This window comes from Burkholderia sp. Nafp2/4-1b (assembly GCF_003635165.1).
GTDB lineage: Bacteria > Pseudomonadota > Gammaproteobacteria > Burkholderiales > Burkholderiaceae > Burkholderia.
In genome coordinates this window covers 169824-191648 of record NZ_ML058606.1, presented here as the reverse complement: position 1 = coordinate 191648, position 21825 = coordinate 169824, and the positions used below count along the sequence as shown (strand labels likewise).

General features: G+C 71.2%; 18 protein-coding genes. 4 read left to right on the top strand and 14 right to left on the bottom strand.

Annotated elements, in window-relative coordinates; all coding sequences use genetic code 11:
• Positions 1 to 26: 26 nt before the first annotated feature.
• From C7H84_RS16820 to bcsB, 9 genes are read right to left on the bottom strand one after another with little or no spacing between them, the layout of a single operon-like run.
• Positions 27 to 224, bottom strand: coding sequence for a hypothetical protein (locus tag C7H84_RS16820; RefSeq protein ID WP_121859831.1), 198 nt, complete (start codon positions 222 to 224; stop codon positions 27 to 29).
• The gene (gene bcsG / locus C7H84_RS16815; protein ID WP_121859830.1) at positions 206 to 1759 is read right to left on the bottom strand and encodes a cellulose biosynthesis protein BcsG; all 1554 of its coding nucleotides are present in this window, start codon (positions 1757 to 1759) and stop codon (positions 206 to 208) included. Before bcsG ends, C7H84_RS16820 begins: the two co-directional genes overlap by 19 nt.
• A 27-nt stretch (positions 1760 to 1786) precedes the next feature.
• Positions 1787 to 4324: a UDP-forming cellulose synthase catalytic subunit gene (bcsA, locus tag C7H84_RS16810; RefSeq protein ID WP_121859980.1), complete on the bottom strand. Its 2538-nt coding sequence runs from the start codon at positions 4322 to 4324 to the stop codon at positions 1787 to 1789.
• Complete coding sequence (gene bcsQ, locus C7H84_RS16805) at positions 4321 to 5109, bottom strand: cellulose biosynthesis protein BcsQ (RefSeq protein WP_121859829.1); 789 nt, start codon at positions 5107 to 5109, stop codon at positions 4321 to 4323. Before bcsQ ends, bcsA begins: the two co-directional genes overlap by 4 nt.
• Positions 5106 to 5315 (bottom strand): hypothetical protein, encoded by a 210-nt coding sequence (locus tag C7H84_RS16800; protein WP_121859828.1) that lies wholly within the window; start codon positions 5313 to 5315, stop codon positions 5106 to 5108. Before C7H84_RS16800 ends, bcsQ begins: the two co-directional genes overlap by 4 nt.
• Positions 5312 to 7288, bottom strand: a complete 1977-nt coding sequence (gene bcsE, locus C7H84_RS16795) for a cellulose biosynthesis protein BcsE (RefSeq protein WP_121859827.1) — start codon at positions 7286 to 7288, stop codon at positions 5312 to 5314. Before bcsE ends, C7H84_RS16800 begins: the two co-directional genes overlap by 4 nt.
• An 8-nt stretch (positions 7289 to 7296) precedes the next feature.
• Positions 7297 to 11259, bottom strand: coding sequence for a cellulose synthase subunit BcsC-related outer membrane protein (locus tag C7H84_RS16790; protein WP_121859826.1), 3963 nt, complete (start codon positions 11257 to 11259; stop codon positions 7297 to 7299).
• Complete coding sequence (gene bcsZ / locus C7H84_RS16785; RefSeq protein ID WP_121859825.1) at positions 11244 to 12482, bottom strand: cellulose synthase complex periplasmic endoglucanase BcsZ; 1239 nt, start codon at positions 12480 to 12482, stop codon at positions 11244 to 11246. Before bcsZ ends, C7H84_RS16790 begins: the two co-directional genes overlap by 16 nt.
• A 3-nt stretch (positions 12483 to 12485) precedes the next feature.
• Positions 12486 to 14780 (bottom strand): cellulose biosynthesis cyclic di-GMP-binding regulatory protein BcsB, encoded by a 2295-nt coding sequence (gene bcsB / locus C7H84_RS16780; protein WP_121859824.1) that lies wholly within the window; start codon positions 14778 to 14780, stop codon positions 12486 to 12488.
• On the opposite strand from bcsB, the gene C7H84_RS36410 reads away from it, so the two are divergent.
• Together C7H84_RS36410 and C7H84_RS36945 are read left to right on the top strand one after the other, a co-directional pair.
• Entirely contained in the window at positions 14746 to 15018 is a 273-nt protein-coding gene (locus tag C7H84_RS36410; RefSeq protein WP_162999289.1) for a hypothetical protein, read from the top strand. The two genes, bcsB and C7H84_RS36410, sit on opposite strands and share 35 nt — an antisense overlap.
• Before the next feature lie 61 nt (positions 15019 to 15079).
• A complete protein-coding gene (locus C7H84_RS36945; protein WP_205611432.1) occupies positions 15080 to 15406 on the top strand; it encodes a hypothetical protein in 327 nt (108 codons plus the stop codon).
• Here C7H84_RS36945 and C7H84_RS16770 read toward each other — a convergent pair.
• From C7H84_RS16770 to C7H84_RS36405, 5 genes are all read right to left on the bottom strand, one after another.
• Positions 15403 to 15855, bottom strand: a complete 453-nt coding sequence (locus C7H84_RS16770; protein WP_121859979.1) for a hypothetical protein — start codon at positions 15853 to 15855, stop codon at positions 15403 to 15405. The genes C7H84_RS36945 and C7H84_RS16770 overlap by 4 nt on opposite strands.
• Positions 15855 to 17267 (bottom strand): phosphatase PAP2/dual specificity phosphatase family protein, encoded by a 1413-nt coding sequence (locus tag C7H84_RS16765; RefSeq protein WP_121859823.1) that lies wholly within the window; start codon positions 17265 to 17267, stop codon positions 15855 to 15857. Before C7H84_RS16765 ends, C7H84_RS16770 begins: the two co-directional genes overlap by 1 nt.
• Positions 17264 to 19033, bottom strand: coding sequence for a bifunctional alpha/beta hydrolase/class I SAM-dependent methyltransferase (locus C7H84_RS16760; protein ID WP_121859822.1), 1770 nt, complete (start codon positions 19031 to 19033; stop codon positions 17264 to 17266). The genes C7H84_RS16765 and C7H84_RS16760 overlap by 4 nt, the downstream gene beginning before the upstream one ends.
• 84 nt (positions 19034 to 19117) lie before the next feature.
• Entirely contained in the window at positions 19118 to 19723 is a 606-nt protein-coding gene (locus C7H84_RS16755) for a CDP-alcohol phosphatidyltransferase family protein (protein ID WP_121859821.1), read from the bottom strand.
• On the bottom strand, positions 19720 to 19944 hold the full coding sequence (locus C7H84_RS36405) for a hypothetical protein (RefSeq protein WP_162999294.1): 225 nt from the start codon (positions 19942 to 19944) through the stop codon (positions 19720 to 19722). Before C7H84_RS36405 ends, C7H84_RS16755 begins: the two co-directional genes overlap by 4 nt.
• A gap of 229 nt (positions 19945 to 20173) precedes the next feature.
• Here C7H84_RS36405 and C7H84_RS16745 point away from each other — a divergent pair, with 229 nt between their 5' ends.
• Entirely contained in the window at positions 20174 to 20806 is a 633-nt protein-coding gene (locus C7H84_RS16745; protein WP_121859820.1) for a lysophospholipid acyltransferase family protein, read from the top strand.
• Positions 20807 to 20842: 36 nt separating this feature from the next.
• Positions 20843 to 21772, top strand: coding sequence for a phosphatidate cytidylyltransferase (locus tag C7H84_RS16740; RefSeq protein WP_121859819.1), 930 nt, complete (start codon positions 20843 to 20845; stop codon positions 21770 to 21772).
• Positions 21773 to 21825 lie beyond the last annotated feature (53 nt).

Sequence of the window (21825 nt, the reverse complement as noted above, 5' to 3'; positions counted from 1 at the left end):
CGGCGTTCACGCCGGCCGCCGTGCGTTTACCGCTTCAGACCCATCAGCTTCGCAAGCACCGGCCAGCGGTCGAGCGATTCGACGAATGCCCGGCGCGCCTGCTCGTCGACATAGCGGGTCGGGTCCAGCGCGGGCAGGTGCCGCGCAAGGCCGAGCACGTCGTTCGGTTGCGACAGGCGATCGTCGTCGCCTTCGCCGACGTTGATTACTGTTCGTCGATCCATACGCCATCCGGAGTCTTCACCGCGTAGCCGGTGTTGGTCTGCATCGTCACCGTGCCTTCGTTCTCGCCGACCATCCGCGTGCGCGGCAGATCCGCCGCATATTGCGCGAGCGTCACGCCGGGCTTGAACGGGCTGTTCGACACGAGGTTCGACAGCAGCTGCGCGAGCGCGAGGAAGCTGGTCGGCTGGTCGATCACGGTCGTCGTGCCGTGGTTGCCGGTGAAGCCGACGAGCCGCACGCCGACCGGCCCGTGCACGATGCGCGGCGTCGGGATCTCGCGCAGGCCGGCCACCTGGTTCTTGTCGCCGCGCAGCGCGGCGCCGTGCTCGGGCACGAACACGATCACCGCGCGCCGGCCGGACTGCGCGATCAGGTCGGCGAGCCGGTCGAAGTCGGTCATCAGCTTGGTCGCGCGCTGCGGATACGAATCGATGCTCGTCAGCGCGCTGCCTACCACGCGGTTGCCGTCGTGCATGCTGATCGTGTTGTAGTACAGCGCGACCGGGCCGGGCACCGACGCGCGCTGTGCATACCAGTTCGCGAGCGTCTGGTAATCGTCCTTGATCGCCGAGCCGTCGAACGCGTGCATCGCGACCGGCGCGGCTGCGTTCGAGATCATCGGCGCGTCGGGCACGCCGATGTTGTCGTGAATCACCTGCAGGAAATTGTCGAAGTGGCCGTCGTGGTTCAGCAGCGACTGCACCGTGTAGCCGGCCGACGCGAGCTGCGAGAACAGGTAGCACTGCTGCGGCGCGCTCTTGTACAGGTCCGCATGCGCTTCCTGCCCGCAGCTCGCGCGCAGCACGCGGATCGCGGCCGGGCCGCTGTAGCTCGCGGCCGTGCTGAAGTTGTTGAACAGGTAGTCGAAGTGGCTCAGCATCGGATGATTGCGCACCTTCGCTGCGTCGAGGTCGTCCCACGCCAGCGAGCAGATGTGCAGCACGATCACGTCGAACTGCGCGGACGGATCGTTGCCCGGACGACCGAACGCGACCTGCCGCTGCGACTCCTGCGTGCGAAACGCTGCGAGCGCCGCGTTGTGATCCTCCGGCTGGTCCGAACGAACGGCGGCGGCATTGGCCTGCTGCGGGAGCGGCGCGGCGACGCGCGCCATCAAGCCGCTGCCGGCCTGCCACAGCGGCATCACGATCAGCACGGCGAGCACGAAGGTCGCGACGCGCACCCACCGGTTGACGATGAAATACACGATCAGCGCGCCGACCACCGTCAGCACCAGCACCGGCGGCAACAGACGCGGCAGCAGTTCCATCCAGTAGTCGAGGCGGAACGTGCTGACTTCGCGCGCGGCTTCGGCGAGGCGCGCGAGCGGCGGCGCATGCAGCTCGTGCGCGAGGAGCGGCACGGCGATCGCGATCCCGACGACCAGCCGCACGATGCGCCACACGCGCTGCCGGATCGGCGCACTCGCCGCGAGTGCCAGCGCGAACGCGAGGTTCGCGAGCCACAGCGGCTGCAACTGGCCGGTCGCGAACAGCGCGAACTTCAGGATGAAATACAGATTCCAGAACGTCATCTAAACCACTCCGTGATGGGCGTCGCGTCAGTCGCGCGCCCGATCGAGCTTCGGTGCCAGCATCGACTGCACGCCGCGCGCCGCACCCTTCCACATTCGTACGTAACCGTCCAGGCCCACGCGGAGCACTTCCTTGAGGCCGCGCAGCGGCGTGTCCGTACGCGCGCTGGCATGCCAGTCGAGCCACGCGTCGGCGCGGCCGAACGTGCATTGCACGAGCTGGCGCTCCTGCTCGAGCGTCAGCGCGTCGAAACTCACGCCGACGTGGGTCGGCGTCACGCGGCTCACGCGCACCGGGAACGGGAACGGCCGGTCGCCGCGCGTCACGCACACCGTCAGCGTGTCGCCGATCGCGAGCGGCAGCCCCGGCACGGCTTCGAGGCCGAGGCCGCCGGTCGAGTAGTCGCTCGTGAAGCACGCGGCCGTCGAGCCGTCGGCGAGCAGCAGCGTCGCCGGCACGCGCATCGCGATCCGGTGCGTGACGCGCACCTGCTTGGTCTCGCGTGCGACGGCCAGCGCCGCGCCGAGCATCGCGAGGTTGTAGACGGTCCAGCCGAGCGTGATCAGGATCGTCGACGCCTCGTCGCCCTGATCGACCACGAGCCGCCACAGGCCGGCGATGATCGCGAGCACGTTGACGCCGAACAGCACGAGATACGGCTTCGACGTCGACCAGTCGACGTAGCCTTCGTCGATCTTGCCGCCCTTGTCGGTCACGTTGAACTTGCCGTGCTTCGGGCTGAAGAACGCGACGGTGGTCGGCAGCGCGATGTACCACGCGAGCACCGACTCGTAGACCTCGGCCCAGAACGAGTGGCGGTAGCGCCCCTGCATCCGCGAGTTCGCGACGTTCGCGAGCACCAGGTACGGGATCACGTAGCTGGCCAGTGCGACCGACGATGCGTTGATGAAATACAGATGGAAGAACAGGTACGCGAGCGGAATCGTGAGGAACACGAGCCTTGGGATCCCGTAAAAGAAGTGCAGCATCGCGTTGCCGTAGCAGATCCGCTGGATGAAGCCGAGCCCGCGCCCGAGGAACGGGTTGTCGATGCGGAAGATCTGCGCCATCCCGCGTGCCCAGCGCGTGCGCTGCTTCACGTGGCCCGCGAGGCTTTCGGTCGCGAGGCCGGCCGCCTGCACGGTCGGCAGGTACGCCGACGTATAGCCGCGCCGATGCAGCTTGAGCGCGGTGTGCGCGTCCTCGGTCACGGTCTCGACCGCGACGCCGCCCACTTCCTCGAGTGCGGTGCGCTTGAGCACCGCGCACGATCCGCAGAAGAACGTCGCGTTCCACAGGTCGTTGCCCGACTGCACGAGCCCGTAGAACAGGTTGCCCTCGTTCGGGATCTCGCGAAACGTGCCGAGGTTGCGCTCGAACGGATCAGGCGAGAAGAAATGGTGCGGCGTCTGCACCAGCGCGCATTTCGGATCGCGCAGGAACACGCCCATCGTGGTCTGCAAGAACGAGCGCGTCGGCACGTGATCGCAGTCGAAGATCGCGATGTATTCACCGTGCGTCTTCGGCAGCGCACGGTTGATGTTGCCGGCCTTCGCGTGGCGGTTGTCGTCGCGCGTCAGGTAGCCGATGCCGGCTTCCCGTGCGAACGCCTCGAACTCGGGGCGCCGGCCGTCGTCGAGCAGGTACACGCGCAGCTTGGCCGTCGGCCAGTCGATGCTCTGCGACGCGAACACGGTCGGCTTCACGACCGACAGCGGTTCGTTGTAGGTCGGGATGTAGATGTCGACGCTCGGCCAGTTGTCGGGATCGTCGGGCAGCGGCACGATCGGCCGGTCGAGCGGCCACGCGGTCTGCACGAAGCCTAGCAGCAGGATCATCCACGTATAGGCTTCGGCGCCGTACAGCAGGTAGCCCGCGACCGTCTCGACGGGGCTGCGGAAATCGAGTGTCTGGGTCGTGCGCCACCACACGTAGCGAACCGTGGCGAGCAGCGCGAGCGACGCGAGCGCAAGCGTCGGCAGATGGCCCGGCAGGCGGCGCAGCAGGAGCGCCAGCACTGCGACGATCGCAAAGAACGCGAACTGTGCGCCGGGCATCAGCGGCGACATCCCGGCGGCGGCCCACAACAGCCCGCCGCCGACCAGCAGCAGCGGCGCCAGCCAGCGATGCCGGCCGACGCCGTTCGCGCGTGCGTCGAGCCAGCCGCCCCAGCGCATCCACGGCAGGCGCTCGAGCTGCGCGTTCACGCGTGCGCCGAGCGCGCGCAGCACGACGTAGACCGGCACGACGAACGTGTCGAACCATGCGAGCGGATCGCGCGCGGGCCGGCTGTCGGCCGCGCGCGGCGCACGCACGATCGCGCGCCACAGCCATTCGCGCACGCTCAGCGGCTGCAGCACGCCCCACTCCCGCGCGAGGCCCAGGAATGCGACACGCGCCCAGCGACGCACGCGGTCCGGCCTGCCGGCGGGCGGCGCATGGAAGAACACCCGCACGAGCCAGTCGAGCAGCGTGCGCTCGGCCGGCAGCCCGATCCCGCGCGCGCACCAGTCGGTCGCGCGACGGGTCGCGGCGCGCCAGCGCGACGCGAATGCGGCCTTCATCGCCGCGCTCCCGCGCGGCCTGCAGTGGCCGCCGCGAGCCACGTATCGACCCAGTTCGCGACGCCGTTCAGGTCGTGCGATGCCTGCGAATACGGCGCGTCGTCGAAGATCCAGCTGCCGCGCGCGAGCGTTTCGGGCACGGCCGCGTCGATGTGGATGCGCTGCTCGAGCATCGAGCCCGGCCCCGCGACCTCGCGCAGCATGCCGAGCGCATCGCGCTGCATGTCGCGCGCCGGATTCAGCCGGTTCACGACGATCTGCAGATCGCCGCCGCCGGCGCGCAATGCGGCGAGGCGTGCAGCGACGGTCGCGCACGCGGCCGGTTCGGGCGGCACGACGACGAGCGTCAGGTCCGCGCGGCGAATCGCCTGCTCGGCCTGCGGAGACGGATAGCGCGCGGTGTCGACCAGCACGACGCCGCCGGCCGGCAGCGCGATCTCGTCGAGCGCACGCGACAGCCACGCCGGATCGGCCGCGAGCCGCGCGTCGCACGCGGCGGCGCCGGCCGCATCGACCTGCCCGTACGGCACGAACAGTACGCCGTCGGCATTGCGCCACGTATGCGCGTGCCATGGTTCGGCGTCACCCGCGCCACCGAGCAGGCTGTGCGCGAGCCCGTGTTCGGCCAGCGTGTCGAGGCCGAGCATCGCGCCCATCAGGTTCTGCGCGTCGAACTCGACGGCCACGACCGATCGGCCGCGCCGGGCAAGCAGCACCGCGAGCGCGGCGGCGAGCGTCGTGCGGCCCGCGCCGCCCGTCGTCGACGTGATGGCGATCGTCTTCATTGCGGCGCCTCGCCGGTGGGTGCGGCTTCGGGCAGCAAGCGCCCGCGCAGCGCGACCGGCACCAGCTCGCACGGCACTGCGTCCCGTCGATGCAGCCCGCGCGGCGCCTGAAAGCCGCGGCCGATGCCGAGATGCTGCGCGACGATCCACACCGGCACCGCGATCGCGATGCCGCCGATGAAACCGATGACGAGTTCGGCGATCATGCGCCCTCCTGCTTGCGCAACGGCATCGCGCTGCGGATGGCGCCGCGCGCTTGCGCGGCGGGAAATTCGGGAAGCTGCGCGCGTGCATCGGCAGCGGGCGTTGCGTCGTCGGCGTGGGTGTCGGCATGACGCGTCGCCGCATCGGCATGCCCATCGGTCGCACCGGCCGGCACGCGTGCGCTGCCCGGTTCGGCGAGCGCCGCGACATCCACCGCGCCGCCGGCCGGCGCGCGCGCCGCGACCGTCGGCGGCGTGCTCGCGAACAGGTCGCTGTAGTCGGCAATCGGCGCGCGCCGGTTCTCGGCCTTCAGCACGTCGAGTTCCGTCGCGATGCTGCCCTGCCCGAGACACACGACGCGGTCGGACAACGTATCGACCGGCACGTCGAAGATCCGCGCGAGCGCATCGTCGGCATCGACCGGCTCGCATGCGAACAGGAATACGTACAGGTGCCCGGCATCGGCCGTCACGACGTCGCCCGCGCGGCGCGGCCGGCAGTGTCGCAGCGCATCGACGTGCGACACGCCGGGCAGCAGCGCGATCTTCGCGAGCGTGTGCGGCAGCGCGAGCACGGCGCCGCGGTCGAGCACCGCGCGAATCCGCAGGCAGAACGCGCCGACCGGCAGGTAGCCGAGCACCGCATCACCGAGCGCGGCCGCGAGCGCCGCGCGATAGTCGGGCGCGACGGGCCGTGCATAGAGCTGGCCGCGCAGCGCGCTCACGGCGGCCTGCATCCGCGACACCGGCAGGTCGCGGGCGACGACGCGGTTCGCGCCGACGCTCAGCACCAGCATCTCGAACTGCTGGCGCAGCACCTCGCCGCGTTCGACGACGGCGATCTTCAGCGCGCCGCCGCACTGCCGGCGCAGCGAGTGGACCGCCGCGCACAGCGCCTCCAGTTGCGCGTGCGACCGGAACGCCAGCACGGCGGTCGCGGCCTGCGCATGCGTGCAGGCCGCGACGACCGCCGCGTTGTCGTCGACCATTTCCCAGCCGGCGGGCACGCGGGCGCCTTCCTCGAGCGCCGCGCGGCTGACGACCACGCGATCCTCGTCGGTGGCGAGCTTCATCCGGCGTGCGGGCTCGGTTGCGTCGCCGTCGACGATCGCCGCAAGCCGGCCTCCGGGCGCGAAGCGCAGCGGCCGCACTTCGCCGGCCGCGAGCGTGTCGCCCGCGCGCCAGAAATCGACGACCCACAGCAGTTCGCCGTGCGTGCGCTGCAACTGGGCGACGCCCGCGCACACGCCGTGGAAGCCGGCGCGCGGCGCGCGATTGGCGTCGCGCACGAACGGCGGATCGTCGGTCCGCAGGTCGGTGCCGGACCGGGCGACTTCCGGATCGAGCAGCAGCACCAGCGCGATCCGGTGCGTGCGGCACCAGTCGACGAGCGCATGCCCTTCTTCCGACAGCGCGGCCGGATCGTCCCAGCTGAACCAGCGCTGCGCGCCTTCGATGAAATACACAGAACGCGCGCGAAAGCCGTAGCGCTTCATCGCGCGCAGGCCGCCGGTGAGCCGCGCGAACGCGGCGGGCGCCGCGCGGTGCGGCGCATCCGACGTCAGCTCGGCGGCGGCGGCGGCGTCGACCGCTGCCGATGCCGGCGGCATCGCCAGCACGTTCAGGTTGCGCGGCCAGCCGGCCGGCTGCGCGCCGCCCGCGAAACCGCGCGCCTGCATCTGCGCGGCAACGCGCGCCGCGTCGCGCGACAGCACGACCGTCACGTCGCGCGTGCGCGACTGCCGCGCGCTTTCCCAGAGGAGCGCGTCGCATGCCGGCGTACCGGTGGCCGCATAGACGGCGTACAGGCCACCCGCTTCCAGTTGCGTCCACGTATCGGGCAGCCCGTCGATCGCGAGCCGGCTCAGCGGGCCGGCGCGGCCGCCGGTCGGCCCCGTGCGCCGCAGCGCGCGCAGGCGGCCGAGCAGGCCGGCGGCGCCGAACGCGGGACGGGTGGCATCGAATTCCGTATTCACGCGTTCCCCTAGTAATCCGAATAAAGCCGCACCGGCGTCGGCGTGACGAGCCAGCTGCGCTCCGCGCGTGCGTCGAACGCATAGCGCAGGTATACGAGCGCCGAGCTCGGCGCGTAGTCGTGCGACCGGTCGACGTGCAATTGCGCGCCGACGCTCAGGTGCGGATTCACGCGATACTCGACGATGCCGTTCACGCCGTACGAGAACGACACGCCGCGCGTCGAACTGCCCGTGTAGACGAGCCCCGCCGCTTCCTGCGCGGCACGCTGGCCGGCGAAGGTCGGATAGAACAGCGAATCCTTCTCGTAGCTGTTCGAGATTCCGCCCGTGACGGTCAGGTCCCACGACAGCGCGTCGCGCCGCCCCGCCCATTCGATCGGCACGCCGAGCGACAGGTAGCGCTGCGGGCTGTAGTAACCGCCCTGCCCGTACGTGTAGTAGCGCAGGTTCTGCGCGTAGTGCCACGCATTGCCGACGAGCCCGGTGCTCACCTTCATCGTCGCGCGTTCGTACACGGGCACGGTGAAGCCCGAACGCAGCGTGACTTCCGCGTTGCGCTCGACGTTGCGGCCCGACAGCACGCCCGCGCCGAGTTCGGCGAACAGGTTCACGCGGCCGACATCGACCGCCGCGCGCAGGTTCACGCCGTCGCGGCGCACGCCGCCCCATACCGCGCCCGTCCACGGGTCGCGCATCCCCGCATACGACAGCACGCTGCTCGTTTCCGGCCGGCGCGACGCGTTCATGGTGAAGCTCGCCGGGCCCGCGTCGAAGCGATAGCGCACGCCGCCGACCAGGTAATGCACCGGGAAGCCGAGCGGCGACGTGCCGAGATCGACGCGCCACGCGTCCGTGCGATAGCCGGCGCCGAGCGCCACGCCCGTCATCGGCTGGTGCAGGTCGCCCTGCGGATGCGCGATCAACGCAGCGGCCTGCTGATTCAGCGGAAACAGCGACGATCCGGCCAGCGCGTTGAGCGCGCCGTAGGTCCCGAAGGTCTTCAGCGAATACGCGTTCGGATCGCTCGTATCGAGCGTGCCCGCATCCAGATGCACGGTGTCGAGCTGCAGGAACGCATGCCCGTCGTAGCGCACCGGCACCTGCATGTAGATCGGCACCTGCTGCGCGCGGTATGCGGAAATCCCTTCGTCGCCCGACTTGTACGCGGGCAGCCAGCCGGTCTCGATCTCCGGATCGCGCCGCTGTTCGAGATCCGCGAACGCGGCCTGCGCAGGCGTGCGGCCGTCGCGGCCCGGGCTCACGCCGGCCGTGCGTTCCTGCGACCGCGACAGCCGGTACAGCGACGCGGCATCGTCGTAGCGGCCCTGCGCCTCGGCCACGCGTCCGGCCGCGACCGTCACGTCGGCGCGGGCCGGATACGCGGCCTGCAGCGGATCCGTCACCTGTGCCGCCTCGTCCGGGCGGCGCAGCGCGTTGAGGCGGCGCACGATCGACAGCCGCGTATCGACGTCGTCGGCCGGCGTGCGCGCGAGCACGGCCTGCACGCGCGCGAGCGCCGCCGCGCGATGGCCGCTGTCCTCGTCGATGCGCGCGAGCGCGAGCTGCGTATCGGCGTCGTCGGGCGCACGCGCGACGACCGGCGCCAGCGCGTCGCGTGCGGCGTCGTAGTGCCCTTGCACGCGTTCGAGATCGGCCAGTTCGAGCGCATGGCGCTTGTCCGCGCGGCCGGCCGGGCTCGCCCGATCGAGCAGTGCGCGGGCCCGCGCATAGTCCTGCTGCGCGATCGCGTCGTCCGTCTGCCGCAGCACGAGCCGCAGCGACTGATCCTCGATGCGCGCCGTCTGGGCCGGCGTCAGCGCCGGTTCGCCGCGCAGCGTGTCGAGCCACGCGGCGAGCGCGTCGTCGCGCCCGGCGCTGCCGAGGAGGTCGCCGTAGCGCAGCCGCACATCGGTGTCAGCCTCGCGCGGATGGGCGGCGATCCAGTCGCGCAACGGCGCGAGGCCGCGTTCGGCTTGCCCTGCGTCGATCCACTGCGCGCCGATCGCGGCCAGCATGTCGGGATCGTCCGGTGCGCTCGCCTGCGCATGCGCGAGCGACGCTTCGAACGCCGCGCGATCGCCGCGGCCGAGTGCGCCGCGCGCATCGGCGAGCGAACTTTCCGCGTCGAGTTTGCGGGCGAGCGCGCGCATGCCGTCCGAACGATGCGCATCGTCGACACCGGCAAGTGCGGTCTGCGCGCCGGCGATATCGTCCAGCGAGTTGCGATACAGCGCGGTCGCGTAACGCATCTCGGGCGTGTCGCTCTGCGCGAGCCCTTCGTCCATCACCGTGCGGCCGAGCTGCGGCAGCCCCATGTCGCGGTACAGCCGCGCGAGCGCGAAGCGCGTCCACGGCGCATCGGGCGCCGCGCGAACGGCCGCCTCGTAGCGTTGCGCGGCCGGCCCGCGTTCGCCCTTGTCCGCGAGCGCGCGCGCCTGGTTCGCAAGCAGGTCGGCGCGCAGCCCGTCGAGCGCGCGGCGATCGTCGCGGCCCGTCACGCGGCCTTGCAGCGCGTCGAGCAGCGGGCCGATGCGATCCGCGCGGCCGGTGTTTTCATACAGCAGCGCCGTGTCGCGCACCGCCGACACGTTCGGCGCACGCGCGGCCAGCAGTTCGCGCAGCAACGGTTCCGCGCGCGCCCAGTCGTGCTGCGCGAGCAATGCGTCGGCGAGTTGCAGCTTCGCATCCGGGCTGTCGGGCTGCATCGCGAGCGCGGCACGTGCCGCGCGCTCGGCCTCCTGCGGCCGTCCGGCCGATGCCGCCGCGCGACCCTGCGCGACCAGCCCCCAGAACTGCGCGGTGCGCGCGAGGCTTTGCCATTTGCCGCGCTGATCGCTCGACAGCGCCGCGGCGCGTGCAAACAGCGCGCGCGCCTCGTCGTGCCGGCCTTCGCGCAGGCGCAGCAGGCCGAGGCCGCCGACCGCATCGGCGTCGTCGGCGCGTGCCTGCGCGGCGCGCGCGAGCAGCGGATCGGCGCCGGTGAGGTCGCCGCGCGCGAGGGCCTGCAGGCCGCGCTGCTGCGCGATGTAAGCGGGATTGCGCTCGAGCCGGCGCTGCGCGTCGCGCTGCCGGTCGAGTTCGGCAATGCGATCGCGGAATTCGGTGTCGTCCGGTACGAGCTCGAGATACGCTTGCAGCGCATCGAGATACGCGGGATTGCTGCCGGCGGACTGCAGCACGCGGCGCCACACGGCCATCGCTTCCGTGTGGTCGGCGTCGGCGCGCTTCGCGAGCGACCACGCGATGCGGTTCGCTTCCGCGCGCGTGTCGTCGCGCTGGTTCAGGAGCCGCGCGAGCGCCAGCGCCGCGCTCGAGTCCTGCGGGTCGGCCGCGACCGAGCGGCGCAGCGCGGCGATCGCCGGCTCGCGGCTGCCCGGCGCATTCGCGACAATCTGGTAGTACTCGGCGCCGAGTGCGCCGGACGGCGCGCCGTTCGGAAACAGCGCGACGATCCGGCGGGCCGCTTCGTCGGCGCGGCCGCTGCGTGCGAGCAGGCGGATCTGCGCCATGTCGCCGCGCCCGCTCGTCGCCACGCGGTATTCGTCGGCCGCGCGCCGCGTGTCGGGCGCCGCGGGCGCGCGTGCCTGCAGGCGGGCCAGCGCGGCCTGCGCGCCTTGCGCATCGCCGACCCGCAGCAGCACGCGCATCTGTTCGGCGAGCAGTGCGGGATCGTCCGGCGCGATCAGCAGCCCCTTGCGCAACGCGTCGCGCGCGAGGTCGTCGCGATGCTTCGCGCCCCACATGCGGGCCGTCGCAAGCTGGCGCCGCGCGTCGGACAGATCGGCCGTGGCGGTGACCGGTGACGATGGCGATGCCGCCACGGCCTTCGGCACGACGGTTTCCGACGGCGCGCCCGGGGCCACCGCAACGGCAGCGGCAGCGGCGGCGGCCGGCGCCGCCGCACAGACCGACGACGCGAGCCACGCGACCCCCGCGACGCGCGGTGCGGTGCGCTTCATCGGGCCGCGCATGAACGGCCCTCCCAGCGCGCGTCGAGCGTCCCGTCCGCGGCGAACCGGTAGCGGCCGTCGCGCCAGCCGAGGCCGAACAGCGTCAGCACGCTCGAGTAATAGCCAGGCGCCGACTGGCGCGCGAGCGTATCGACCCGGGCCGCCTGTGCGTCGGCGAGCGCATGCTGGCCGCGTGCGTCGAGGAACGGCACGGCCGCGGCGGAGAAGCCGCCGTTGCCGTCGTTCGGCCCGGCCACGCCGGTCGTCGTGTCGATCTTTTCCGGCGGCGCACCATGCGCGGCGATGTATTCGGCGAACGGCGCGAAGCGTGCGAGCAGCGGCGCGGCGAGCGGGTCGGCGCGATCGAGCATGCCGGCCCACAGGTACACGCGGATCGCGTTGTACGCGCTTTCCGCGTGGGTCTGCGGATCGGGCCCGAAGCCGGCGCCCGCGCGATACAGCGCCCAGTCCGGCGAGAAGCCCTTCGGTGCGGTGTCGAGCAGCACGCGGCCCATGCTGGCCGCGAGCGCGGCCCAGCGGCGATCGTCGGGCAGGCGCGCGGCGAGCCCGCGGATCACCTGCGGCGGCGAATAGCTCGGGTTCACGCGATACACGTCGCCGGCCAGCTTGAAGCCGGTCGGCCCGGGCAGCAGCGTGAGGCCGAGGCCCGGCACGCTGGCCGTCTCGTCGTCGAGCACGCGCTTCGCCAGCAGCGCGCCACGCGCGGTATAGCTGCGCTCGTGCCACAGCCGTCCGGCCTCGACGAGCGTGTACGCGATCCACAGGTCGGCATCCGACGCCGCGTTCGCGTCGAGCACGCGCCATGCGCCGTCCGGCGCGCGGCCCCACAGCCACGCGGGCAGACGGGCGCTCAGGTCGCCCTGCGCGAGGTTGTTCTCGGTCCATGCGAGGATCGTGTCGAACGTGCGCCGATCGTTCGCGACGAGCGCGAAGAACAGTCCATAGGCCTGCCCCTCCGATACCGTGCGCGAATCGGCCGAGCCGACGTCGATCACCCGGCCGTCGCCCGACACGAAATCGCGCTTGAACGCGTCCCAGCGCGGCCACGCCGCGCCGCACTGCCCGTCGGCCCTATCGGCCCCGCCGCCCTGAGCAGCCTGCGCGGCCTGCGCGGGGCCGGCCGCCCCGAGCGACACGCAGGCCGCCGCGGCGGCCAGCACGAGCGTCGCGCCGACGCGCCGCGCCGGCTGCGTTGCCCGTCGCCTTCCGAATGCCCACGCCATCCGTTACATCCCCCGTCGGCGCGCGGCGATTCTCTGCAGCACGCTGAACACGCCGAGCGCGAGCAACAGCCCCGCGACGACGCCGACCACGCCGAGCGCGACCGGGTGCCGCGCCGCGTGCGTCCAGACGCGCGCATACCACGGCACGAAACCGACCACGTACGGATCGCCGACCCGCAGGCTGTCGACCTGCCCCGGCCGCACCAGCGCGAGGTCGCCCTGCAGTTGCGACACGAGACCGGGTTTCTGGAACACGTCGAGCAGGTCGGCCAGGCGCGACTGATCGGTCGCAGTCAACGCGACGACGCTGCGGCCATGGCTGCCCGGCAGTTCGAACCCGGCGAGCGCGGCGAGCGAACCCGTCTGCTCCAGGTGCGCGCCGCCGTCGGCCATGCCGACGCCGTTGCGCCAGCGCTCCTTCACCGAGAACGCGACCCGCGTCGCGCCGGTGCCGCCCTGCTGGTCGATCGTCAGCGGCAGCGCCGCGCGCCAGCGCGACAGCAGCGGCGACGCGGGCGAGCCGTCGATCACGAGCAGGTCCTTGCGGCCCGCGAGCGCGGCGACCTCGCCGGGTCGCGCGATCTGCACGCGCAGCGCCGGGAAGCCGGTCCACTGGCCCATGTGGCCGAGCATCGTCAGGTACGCCTCGAGCTCCTGCGGCGACGGCCGGTCGGGGATCACGACGGCCGTCTGCGACAGGTCCGCGAAGCGCGTGAACGGGAAGCCACTGTTCGCGAAGAACGCGAGATTCGGCAATTGCGCGTAGTGGACGAAGTGCGAGAAGTCGATCGTCGAATCGGGATCGATCGCCGCGCGCTGCGGCTCGGTCGCGGTGCTCGAGCAGAGCCCCGTCTTCTGCGAGTCGAGCGTGAAGCGGAACTGCAGCTGGTTGCCGCTGCCGACGCGGAACGCCGGGATGTCGACATCGCTCGTCACGCGCCCTTCCGGCACCGCCAGCAGCGGCAGCTGCATGCGTCCGCGCGCGTCTTCCGCATGGGCCGGCCCGAGCCGGTACGACTTCACGAGCTGGTCGTTGATTTCGACGGCGAGCGTCGAGTTGTCCTGCACGGTCGGCGCCGTATAGCGGTAGCGCAGCGTGATCGGCACGCCTGAGCCGTTCCACGAATGGAGATCGGCCGGCACGCGCAGGTTCAGCCGGATCGCGTCCGGCGACGTGCCGCGCACTTCGAGGTCGCGCGGGTCCGGCACCAGCTCGCGGAACGTGATCGGCCGGTTCACCGGCAGCCAGCGCGGCGCGTCGTACGGTTGGCGCGGCGCGCCGAGATCGACGTGCGCGACCGTCGTCGCCGGGCCGGACAGCGCGGCGCGGCCGAGCACGAGCGCGGCGACCGCGTCGTCGACCTCCGCCGCCGTGCGGCCCGTGACGACCAGCAGCTTGCGGCCGGGGGCGGCCGGGTTGTCGGCCACGGCGAGCAGCGGACCGTTCACCGACGGCAGCGCAAGACCGGCCGGCAGCGTCGCCGCGGTGCCGACCACGACGGCCTGGTCGTCGGTCGGCAGCGTCGCGGCGACCGGGAAGCGCGCCTGCCGGTAGTCGGCCTGCGCGCCGAACCACGACGCGAGCACGCCGGCGCTGCGCAGCGTCGCCGAGTCGGGCGACGCCGGCAGCACGAACGGCAGCCGCAGCAGCCCGTTGTCGCGCCGGTCGAAGAACGGCGCGGGCAGCAGTGCGAGATCGTTCGGCAGCCGCACCGGCGATTCGTCGAGAATCAGCTCGCTCGTCGGGCTCACGTCGGCCCACAGCGCCGAATTCGACGGGTCCTCGCAGTGATCGAGCGTGTAATGCGCGATCAGGCGCAGGCCGATCTGGTTGAAATCGGAGAAATAGCGGGGATCGATCGGGATGTCCTGCGTGACCGTGCGGCCCGCGTGCGCCGCGTCGAACGGGACGGTCGCGACCACCTCGCCGTTCATCGACACCTTCAGGTGCGACATCGGAAACACCAGCGACGGCGAATACGCGTAGGTCAGGCGCAGCCGCGCGCCGGTGATCACGCGATCGAGCCGCACGCCCGCATTGATCGTGCGCGCGTCGTCGGCGCCGCGCAGGCGCACCGGATCGAACGCGCCGAGCGACGCGAACGGCAGGCGCACGGTCGTCGCCGGCAAGCCGCCCGATGTCGCGCTGGCGGCGCTGGGCGCGGCGGCGAACGGCGGCACGGCCGTAGCGCTGGCGGTCGCCGGCACGGCCGGGATCGGCGCGGCCGACAGCGCGGCCGCATGCAACGCGCCGAACGTGGCGATGGACAAAACGAACAACGACATGGCCGGCTTCATGCGCGGCTCCGCATCGTCGTGGTCATCCGGTGATCCAGCGCGCCGCAACCGGCGCGCGCAAAGCAGTCATGCCCGTGAATGCACATCCCCACTGCTTCCCCTCAAAGTCTGGCCTGAAAGCATTTATCGAAACGACGCGGCAAAATTTGCTGTCGCCGGCGGACAGGTTGCGCGCGCACGGCAGCGGCGCTCGCACATTCGTCACACTATCTCAAAATCAGGACAAAACTCGCCCTGATTCGCCCTGACGAAGCGAAAAACAACTCAATTCCGTCGGAAATGCCGCGCGCGACGATCGAATGGCAAGAATTACGCCGTTGCTGCCGGCCGGGTCCACCGGCGTACTGCCGGCGCTGCCTGACCGGCGCGTCGTACCGGAAATGGACCGGATACCGGCTGCGGCCCATTGCGGGCCGCCCGAGGCAACGCTGCCGCGTGGGCGGCGCGTATCGTACCGCAAGCCGGCGCCGCGCGCCGCGCTTTCTTCACGGAAAACTGATTTGGATCAATTCTCCGACCCCACCACCCTGTCCCCCGCTACGCTGCTGCGCATCATTGCCTTGCAGACCCAGATCGCGAAGCGGATGCGCACACCCGCTCACACCCGAACACCACCGCACGACTAACCGATCCGCGGCACCGCGATCGCGATCCCGACCACGATCCACTGGACGATCGCGACCAGCACACCGGCCCGGCACAGCCCTATCGCGCCGCGCACGCGCGCATCGAGCGCGCGGCCAGCCTTCCCTTCATCGATCCAGCCGAGATCGGCGAGCGCGCGATCGAGCGCGGCGAGCGCGTCGTCGACCGACGCGTCGTGCGATGCCGTGCGTGCCAATGCGGCGAACAGCCGCCGGTCGATCTCGATGCGCACCGCGTACCACAGCGCGGCGATCCCCGCCCCCGTGCTGATCGCGGCCAGCAGCACGCGCGCGATCGTCGCGGGCGCCCAACCGGCGGCAATCCACCAGCCCGCACCGGCCGCGGCCAGCGCGGCCGCGATCGCCCATGCGCCCGCATCGAGCGCACCGCGCGCGGCGGCAATCCGAAACGGTGCGGACGGATCGCGCATCATGCGGCGCCCGTCGCGCGTCGGCGGTCGATCCACGCCTGCAGCACGGCCACGCCGTCGTCGGACCAGACCGCGCGCGGCCGCATGGCGCGCACCGCCGCGAGCGCGTCGCGCGCGTCATCGAGCCCGCGTCGCGCGGCGAGCCACGCGGCCGCGCACAACACGCTGCGCCCGTAGCCGAGCGCGCAGCAGACCAGCACATCGCGCCCGTCGGCGTGCAGGCGTTCGAGCGCCGCGACCGCCTCTGCGAGTTGCGCGGCTGTCGGCGCGACGAGGTCGAGCTGCGGCACCGCCACATACGCGAGCGATGCGTCGGCCGCGACCCAGCGCGGCATTTCGGCGGTCAGGTCGACGAGCGCGGTGAAGCCGTGGCGCCGCACGTCGCGCGTGGTCGGCGTGCGGCCGATCGACACGCGTTCGTCGATCCGAACCGGCGCCGGCTGCCGGAACGTCCATAGCCGTGAATTGACGAACGCGCCGGCAATGGTCGGCGCGAGCAGCCAGCGGATGACCACCGGAAAGCGCCCCGCGTCTTCCTTCTGGAACGCACCGGGGGCGCCGCGCCAATAGATCCATGCGACGCACGCGAGCGCCAGCGCGCCCCATCCGGCCGCCAGCGCCCAGCCCGGCGCACGCGACACCCAGGCCAGCGCGACGAGCGCACCCAGCGCCGCGCCGAGCGCATAGCGGCGCGCCAGTGCGCGGCCGGCGGCGGACGGCGAGCCGGTCGCCCCCGGCAGCCGGCCCGCGGCGTCGCGCAACGGAAACAGGAACAGCGCCAGACAGCCGACCGCCGCGCCGGTCGGCACGTCGATCGCATGATGCTGGTAGGTCGTCAGCACCGACACGCCGATCGCCGCGAACCACAGATGCAGCACGACGCGCGCGAGCGTGCCGCGCAGATGCTTCGCATAGACGGCCCACAGCACGACGAGCAGGCCGATGTGCAGCGACGGCGCCTGGTTGAACGGCTTGTCGAACCCCATCAGCAGCGTGAACAGCGCGCCGGCCACGCCGCCCGCGTCGGGCCGCTCGAAGCCGAAGCGCAGCGGCCACGCGATGAAGCACGCGACCGAGATCAACTGCACGGTCAGCAGCCGCTTCACGTGATCGAGCAGATCGTCGCGGCGGGTCCAGAAGAAGAACGACAGCGCATACAGCAGGTCGATCGACCAGTACGGCACGATGGTCCACGGCACGAACGGAATCGCGTGCTCCCAGCCGAACGCGAAGGTCGGCACCGCGGCGCGGCGCGCGGCGAGCCAGTTCGCGAAGCCGTAGGTGGAAAAGAACACCGCGCCCATCGCCGCGAGCGAGCCGACGCGCAACGCGAACGAAGCGTCGCACGCGCCGCCGGCCGCCGGCTCCGCGACACTGCCGCCCGTGCCCGCGCCGCCGCCCAACGCGCTCATGACGCGTCCACCCGCTGCGCGAGACTCACCGTGAAGATGCCCATCTCGTCGATCCGCTGCTCGAGCTTGCGGAACCCGGCCCGCGCGACGAGTTCGTCCATCTCGGCCTGCGAGCGGCGCCGCATCACCCAGGTCGCATCGCCGCGATGGTTGTTCAGCGCCCGAGCGATGAATTCGAGCTGCGGATGCCACGGCTGCCCCGTATAGACGAGATAGCCGCCGGGCGGCACCGCCTGCGCGAGCCCGCGCAGCGAACGCTCGATCAGCGCGTTCTCGCCGAACAGCTCGTACAGCCCCGACACGATCGCGAGCGTCGGGCGCGGCTCGAGCGTCGCGAGCGACGCCTCGTCGAATGCGTCGCCGCGCTCGAAGCGCGCGATCGGCTCGAGGCCGCGCTGCGCGATCAGCACGCGCCCGGCCTCGACGTTCGGCGGGCTGTAGTCGCGCAGCGTGATGTCGTCGGGCGCCGCGCCGTCGCGCTCGGCGGCCGTCGCGATCGCATCGAGCACGTAGCGCCCGTGCCCGGCCGCGATGTCGACGATCCGCACCGGTTCGTCGCGGCTGCGCAGCCGGCCGATTGCCGCACCGATCAGCTCCTGCAGATGGATCTTGCGCTGACGGATGCCGACCCAGCCCGGCGAATCGAGATAGGTGCGGTCGATCAGCCCACCGATGCCGAGCCGGCCCTGCGCGCGGTTGCGGTACACGTAGTCGAGCGTCGATCCCGAATCGAAGCCGAGCCGCAGCCCGAGCGCGATGCCGTCGGACAGCGCGCCGCCGGCCTTCAGGCCGGCGCGCGTGATCGCCCAGTACGCGCGGGTGAGCGGGTTCGCGGGCGGCCGGCCGAGCGCCGCGTATTCGTCATGGAACGGGCCGCGCCGGTCGGCGTCGGCCAGCGACACGCGCGGGCTCGGCGCATCGAACTCGCGCAGCACGAAGGTGCGCAGCGGTGCGAGCGCCTGCGCGCGATCGCGCTCGCCAAGCGTGTCGTGATAGAAGCCCGGCAGCACGATGCGCTCCTTGCGCGCCGACCCGAGCCGCTCGAAGAAACGGTCCTGCGGGCCGCGATGCACGACCCAGTCGGCGCCGGAGATCAACAGCTGCGTCGGCACGGTGATCGCGGCCGCATCGGCGACGATCCGCTGCGCGGTGTCGTGCAGGTCGAGCAGCATGTTGACGGCGATCGGCCGCGTGATCAGCGGATCGGCCGCATAGCTCGCGATCCGCTCGGGATCGTGCGTGAGGAATTTCGGCTTCACGTAGCTGTTCACGTAGAACAGCCCGCGCAGCTTGTGCATCAGCCGCAGCCCCGGCCGCGCGAACGGCACGTAGAGCTTGATGTGGAACGCGGGCGACGCGACCACGAGGCAGCGGATCGGCGGTGCGTAATCGTGCACCCAAGTCGCGGCGAGCACCGCGCCGACGCTCTGCCCGACCACGGCCATGTCCTCGATCGCGATGCCGTGCGTGTCGCGGATATGCTCGACGAAGCACTGCAGGTCGCGCACCGACGCGGCCGCGCTCGGGCTGTAGCCCCGTGCGCCGGGCGAGCGGCCGTGGCCGCGCGCATCCCATGCGAAGAACGCGAAGTCCGGCAGGTCGAGCTCGTCGACGAGGTGCGCGACACGCGCCGAATGTTCATGGCCGCGGTGCAGCAGCACGATCGCGCCGCGGCAACGCGGTGCCGTCGCGGGCCAGTGACGATAGAACAGTGTCTCGCCGTCGTGCGTGGCGAAGTCGGCCTCACGGCCCGTGCGTGTGCTCATGCGATCTCTCTCGTTTCGTTATTCGAATCATGCGGCGCCGCCCTCCGGCACCGGTCCTGCTAGGTCTGCGCCATCGTCAGACCGTCAGCCGCCCGCTTCGGCGACACCGGCCTGCACGCGCCGCACCGCCGTCACGATCGACAGCACGATCAGCACGCGCCACAGCCATGCGGCGACGCTGCCGACCGGCAGGCCCAAGCCGATCCACAGCGCGAATGCACCGAGCGCGAGCGCGCGGTCGCTCTTGCCGAACGGACCGTCGTAGCGGCGCGTCGCACCGGCGAGCGGGCCGATCAGTCCCGCACATTCGACGATGGCCGCCGTCAGCGCGAACAGCCAGACTTCTGCCGGAGCGAACGCGGGAATCGCGAGGAACGGCAGCACGAGCGCGATATCGGACACGACGTCGCCGAGCTCGTTCAGGTACGCGCCGAGCGTGCTCTTCTGCCCGTGCTCGCGCGCGAGCATCCCGTCGATCGCGTTGAGCGCCATCCGTGCAAACAGCCAGATCGGGATCAGCAGGAACAGCACGCGGGCGAACACGCCGAGCCCCGCGAGCGCGCCCACGACGATCGAGCCGCCGGCCGCGAACAGCGTGACCTGGTTGGCGGTGACGCCGCGTTCGGCCAGCGAATCCGCGAACGGGCGCAGATAGTTCTGGAATTTCGGTTTGAGTGCGTAGAGGCTCATCGTTTTATTGGTTCGGCACGTTCGGACACGTTTCCAGCCGCCATGCCCCGGGCGGCGCAACCGCCGGCAGCGGCGGTCGACAGGTGGCCGTAATCGTCGCCGAGCGGCCCCAACGCGTCAAGCCGCGCCGCGCGTCGGCAGCGCCGGGCAATCTGGCGTTTTCGGAGGAAACTCGCGATAATCCGCTGGCCCGCGAGCGCAGCAATCCATTCGAACTGCAAACGGGCGCTCGTGCAACAGCCGATTATCACGCCGTCGACCGGCGATGCGCCGCGACGCAACGTACGCGGCGCAGCGTCCGATTATCGCGGCCCTGCGACAGGCAGCCACGAATTTGAAAAAACTTAAACAATGGCCGTCCGGCGCGCATCCTGTCGCGCCGGCATTCCGGGATCCCGCCCGCCGCGCCTGCGCGGCCGCGTGGGGCTGCATGCAGGAGGCGCCGCGCCGATGAACATTCTCAACGTGTGGCAGCGCGACTTCCTGCTGTCGATCGTGCGGCTCGTCGCCGGCGCGTATCCGGTCTGGCATCAGGCGCCGCCGTCGCCGACGCAGAAGATCTACTTCTCCAACCACACGAGCCATATCGACACGCTCGCGATCCTCGCCGCGCTGCCGCGCGACGTGCGCGCGGTCGTGCGGCCCGTCGCGGCGCGCGACTACTGGGACAGCAGCGACCTGAAGCGCCACATCGCGCAGAAGCTGCTGAACGTCGTGCTGATCGACCGTCACCGCGAAAACGGCGGCGACCCGTTGGAACCCGTGCGCGACGCACTGCGGCAAGGCCACTCGATCATCATTTTCCCGGAAGGCACGCGCGGCGCCGACGTGTTGCCGCAGCCGTTCAAGAGCGGCCTGTTCCATCTCGCGACCGAATTCCCGGACGTCGCGCTCGCGCCGGTCTATCTCGAGAACCTGCAGCGCATCATGCCGAAGGGTGCGATCTGGCCCGTGCCGCTGATCTGCAAGGTGCACTTCGGCGCGAACGACGCGCTCGGCGCCGGCGAAGACAAGCCGACCTTCCTCACCCGCATGCGCGACGCGATCGTCGCGCTCGCGCCGCCGCAGCGGCCGGCCGGCTGAACGCGGCGCCCTCCTTTTCCTTTTCCGGACTTCTTCATGCGAACTCTCTTCTGGGAACTGGTCGCGGGCGTCACCGGCGTGCTGGTGCTCGCGACCGTGATCGGCGCGATCCTCGGCGCGCGCAGCGGCGGCACCAGCGCGACCGTCGTCAACCTGAACCAGCGCATCCGCGCGTGGTGGGCGATGATCGCGATCATGGTCATCGCGATCGGCCTGGGCAACAACGTCACGTATCTGGTGTTCGCGCTGCTGTCGTACCTGACGCTACGCGAGTTCATCACGCTCACGCCGACCACCGCGAGCGACCATACGACGCTCTTCATCGCGTTCTTCGTCGCGATTCCGGTGCAGTACCTGCTGCTCGGGATCAACTGGTACGGGATGTACTCGATCTTCGTGCCGGTGCATCTGTTCTTCGCGATGTCGCTGGTATCGGCGCTCACGCAGGACACGCGCGAATTCCTGAGCCGCAACGCGAAGATCAACTGGGCGCTGATGGTGTGCGTGTACGGATTGAGCCACGCGCCTGCCGTGCTGATCCTCGACATTCCGCGCTACGCGGGGCAGAACGCGCTGCTGCTGTTCTTCTTCCTGTTCGTCGTGCAGATCAGCGACGTGCTGCAGTACGTGGTCGGCAAGCTGTGCGGGCGCCGCAAGATCGCGCCGCGCCTGTCGCCGTCGAAGACGGTCGAAGGCTTCGTCGGCGGCGGGCTGCTCGCGACGCTGTGCGGCGCCTCGCTGTATCGCGTGACTCCGTTCAGCTTCGGCGCCGCGTTCGGGATCTCGCTCGCGATCGTGATCGCGGGCTTCGTCGGCGGCCTCGTGCTGTCGGCCGTGAAGCGCTCGCTCGGCACCAAGGACTGGGGTTCGATGATCGCCGGCCACGGCGGGATGCTCGATCGCGTCGACTCGGTCTGCTTCGCGGCGCCGGTGTTCTTCCACCTCGTGCGGTACCTGTACGTGTAATCCGGCTGCGCGACATGAGGACGGCGCCATGCCGCCCGTTGCTGCGCCCGGCG

Excerpts from the sequence above, each read along its gene's own strand:
- bcsQ (WP_121859829.1), bottom strand. The coding sequence starts at position 5,109 with ATGAAGACGATCGCCATCACGTCGACGACGGGCGGCGCGGGCCGCACG.
- C7H84_RS16765 (WP_121859823.1), bottom strand. The coding sequence starts at position 17,267 with ATGAGCGCGTTGGGCGGCGGCGCGGGCACGGGCGGCAGTGTCGCGGAG.
- C7H84_RS16820 (WP_121859831.1), bottom strand. The coding sequence starts at position 224 with ATGGATCGACGAACAGTAATCAACGTCGGCGAAGGCGACGACGATCGC.
- bcsZ (WP_121859825.1), bottom strand. The coding sequence starts at position 12,482 with ATGGCGTGGGCATTCGGAAGGCGACGGGCAACGCAGCCGGCGCGGCGC.
- bcsB (WP_121859824.1), bottom strand. The coding sequence starts at position 14,780 with ATGAAGCCGGCCATGTCGTTGTTCGTTTTGTCCATCGCCACGTTCGGC.
- C7H84_RS36945 (WP_205611432.1), top strand. The coding sequence starts at position 15,080 with ATGGCAAGAATTACGCCGTTGCTGCCGGCCGGGTCCACCGGCGTACTG.
- C7H84_RS36410 (WP_162999289.1), top strand. The coding sequence starts at position 14,746 with ATGGACAAAACGAACAACGACATGGCCGGCTTCATGCGCGGCTCCGCA.
- C7H84_RS16770 (WP_121859979.1), bottom strand. The coding sequence starts at position 15,855 with ATGCGCGATCCGTCCGCACCGTTTCGGATTGCCGCCGCGCGCGGTGCG.
- C7H84_RS16755 (WP_121859821.1), bottom strand. The coding sequence starts at position 19,723 with ATGAGCCTCTACGCACTCAAACCGAAATTCCAGAACTATCTGCGCCCG.
- C7H84_RS16740 (WP_121859819.1), top strand. The coding sequence starts at position 20,843 with ATGCGAACTCTCTTCTGGGAACTGGTCGCGGGCGTCACCGGCGTGCTG.
- C7H84_RS16790 (WP_121859826.1), bottom strand. The coding sequence starts at position 11,259 with ATGCGCGGCCCGATGAAGCGCACCGCACCGCGCGTCGCGGGGGTCGCG.
- C7H84_RS16760 (WP_121859822.1), bottom strand. The coding sequence starts at position 19,033 with ATGAGCACACGCACGGGCCGTGAGGCCGACTTCGCCACGCACGACGGC.
- bcsA (WP_121859980.1), bottom strand. The coding sequence starts at position 4,324 with ATGAAGGCCGCATTCGCGTCGCGCTGGCGCGCCGCGACCCGTCGCGCG.
- bcsG (WP_121859830.1), bottom strand. The coding sequence starts at position 1,759 with ATGACGTTCTGGAATCTGTATTTCATCCTGAAGTTCGCGCTGTTCGCG.
- C7H84_RS16800 (WP_121859828.1), bottom strand. The coding sequence starts at position 5,315 with ATGATCGCCGAACTCGTCATCGGTTTCATCGGCGGCATCGCGATCGCG.
- C7H84_RS16745 (WP_121859820.1), top strand. The coding sequence starts at position 20,174 with ATGAACATTCTCAACGTGTGGCAGCGCGACTTCCTGCTGTCGATCGTG.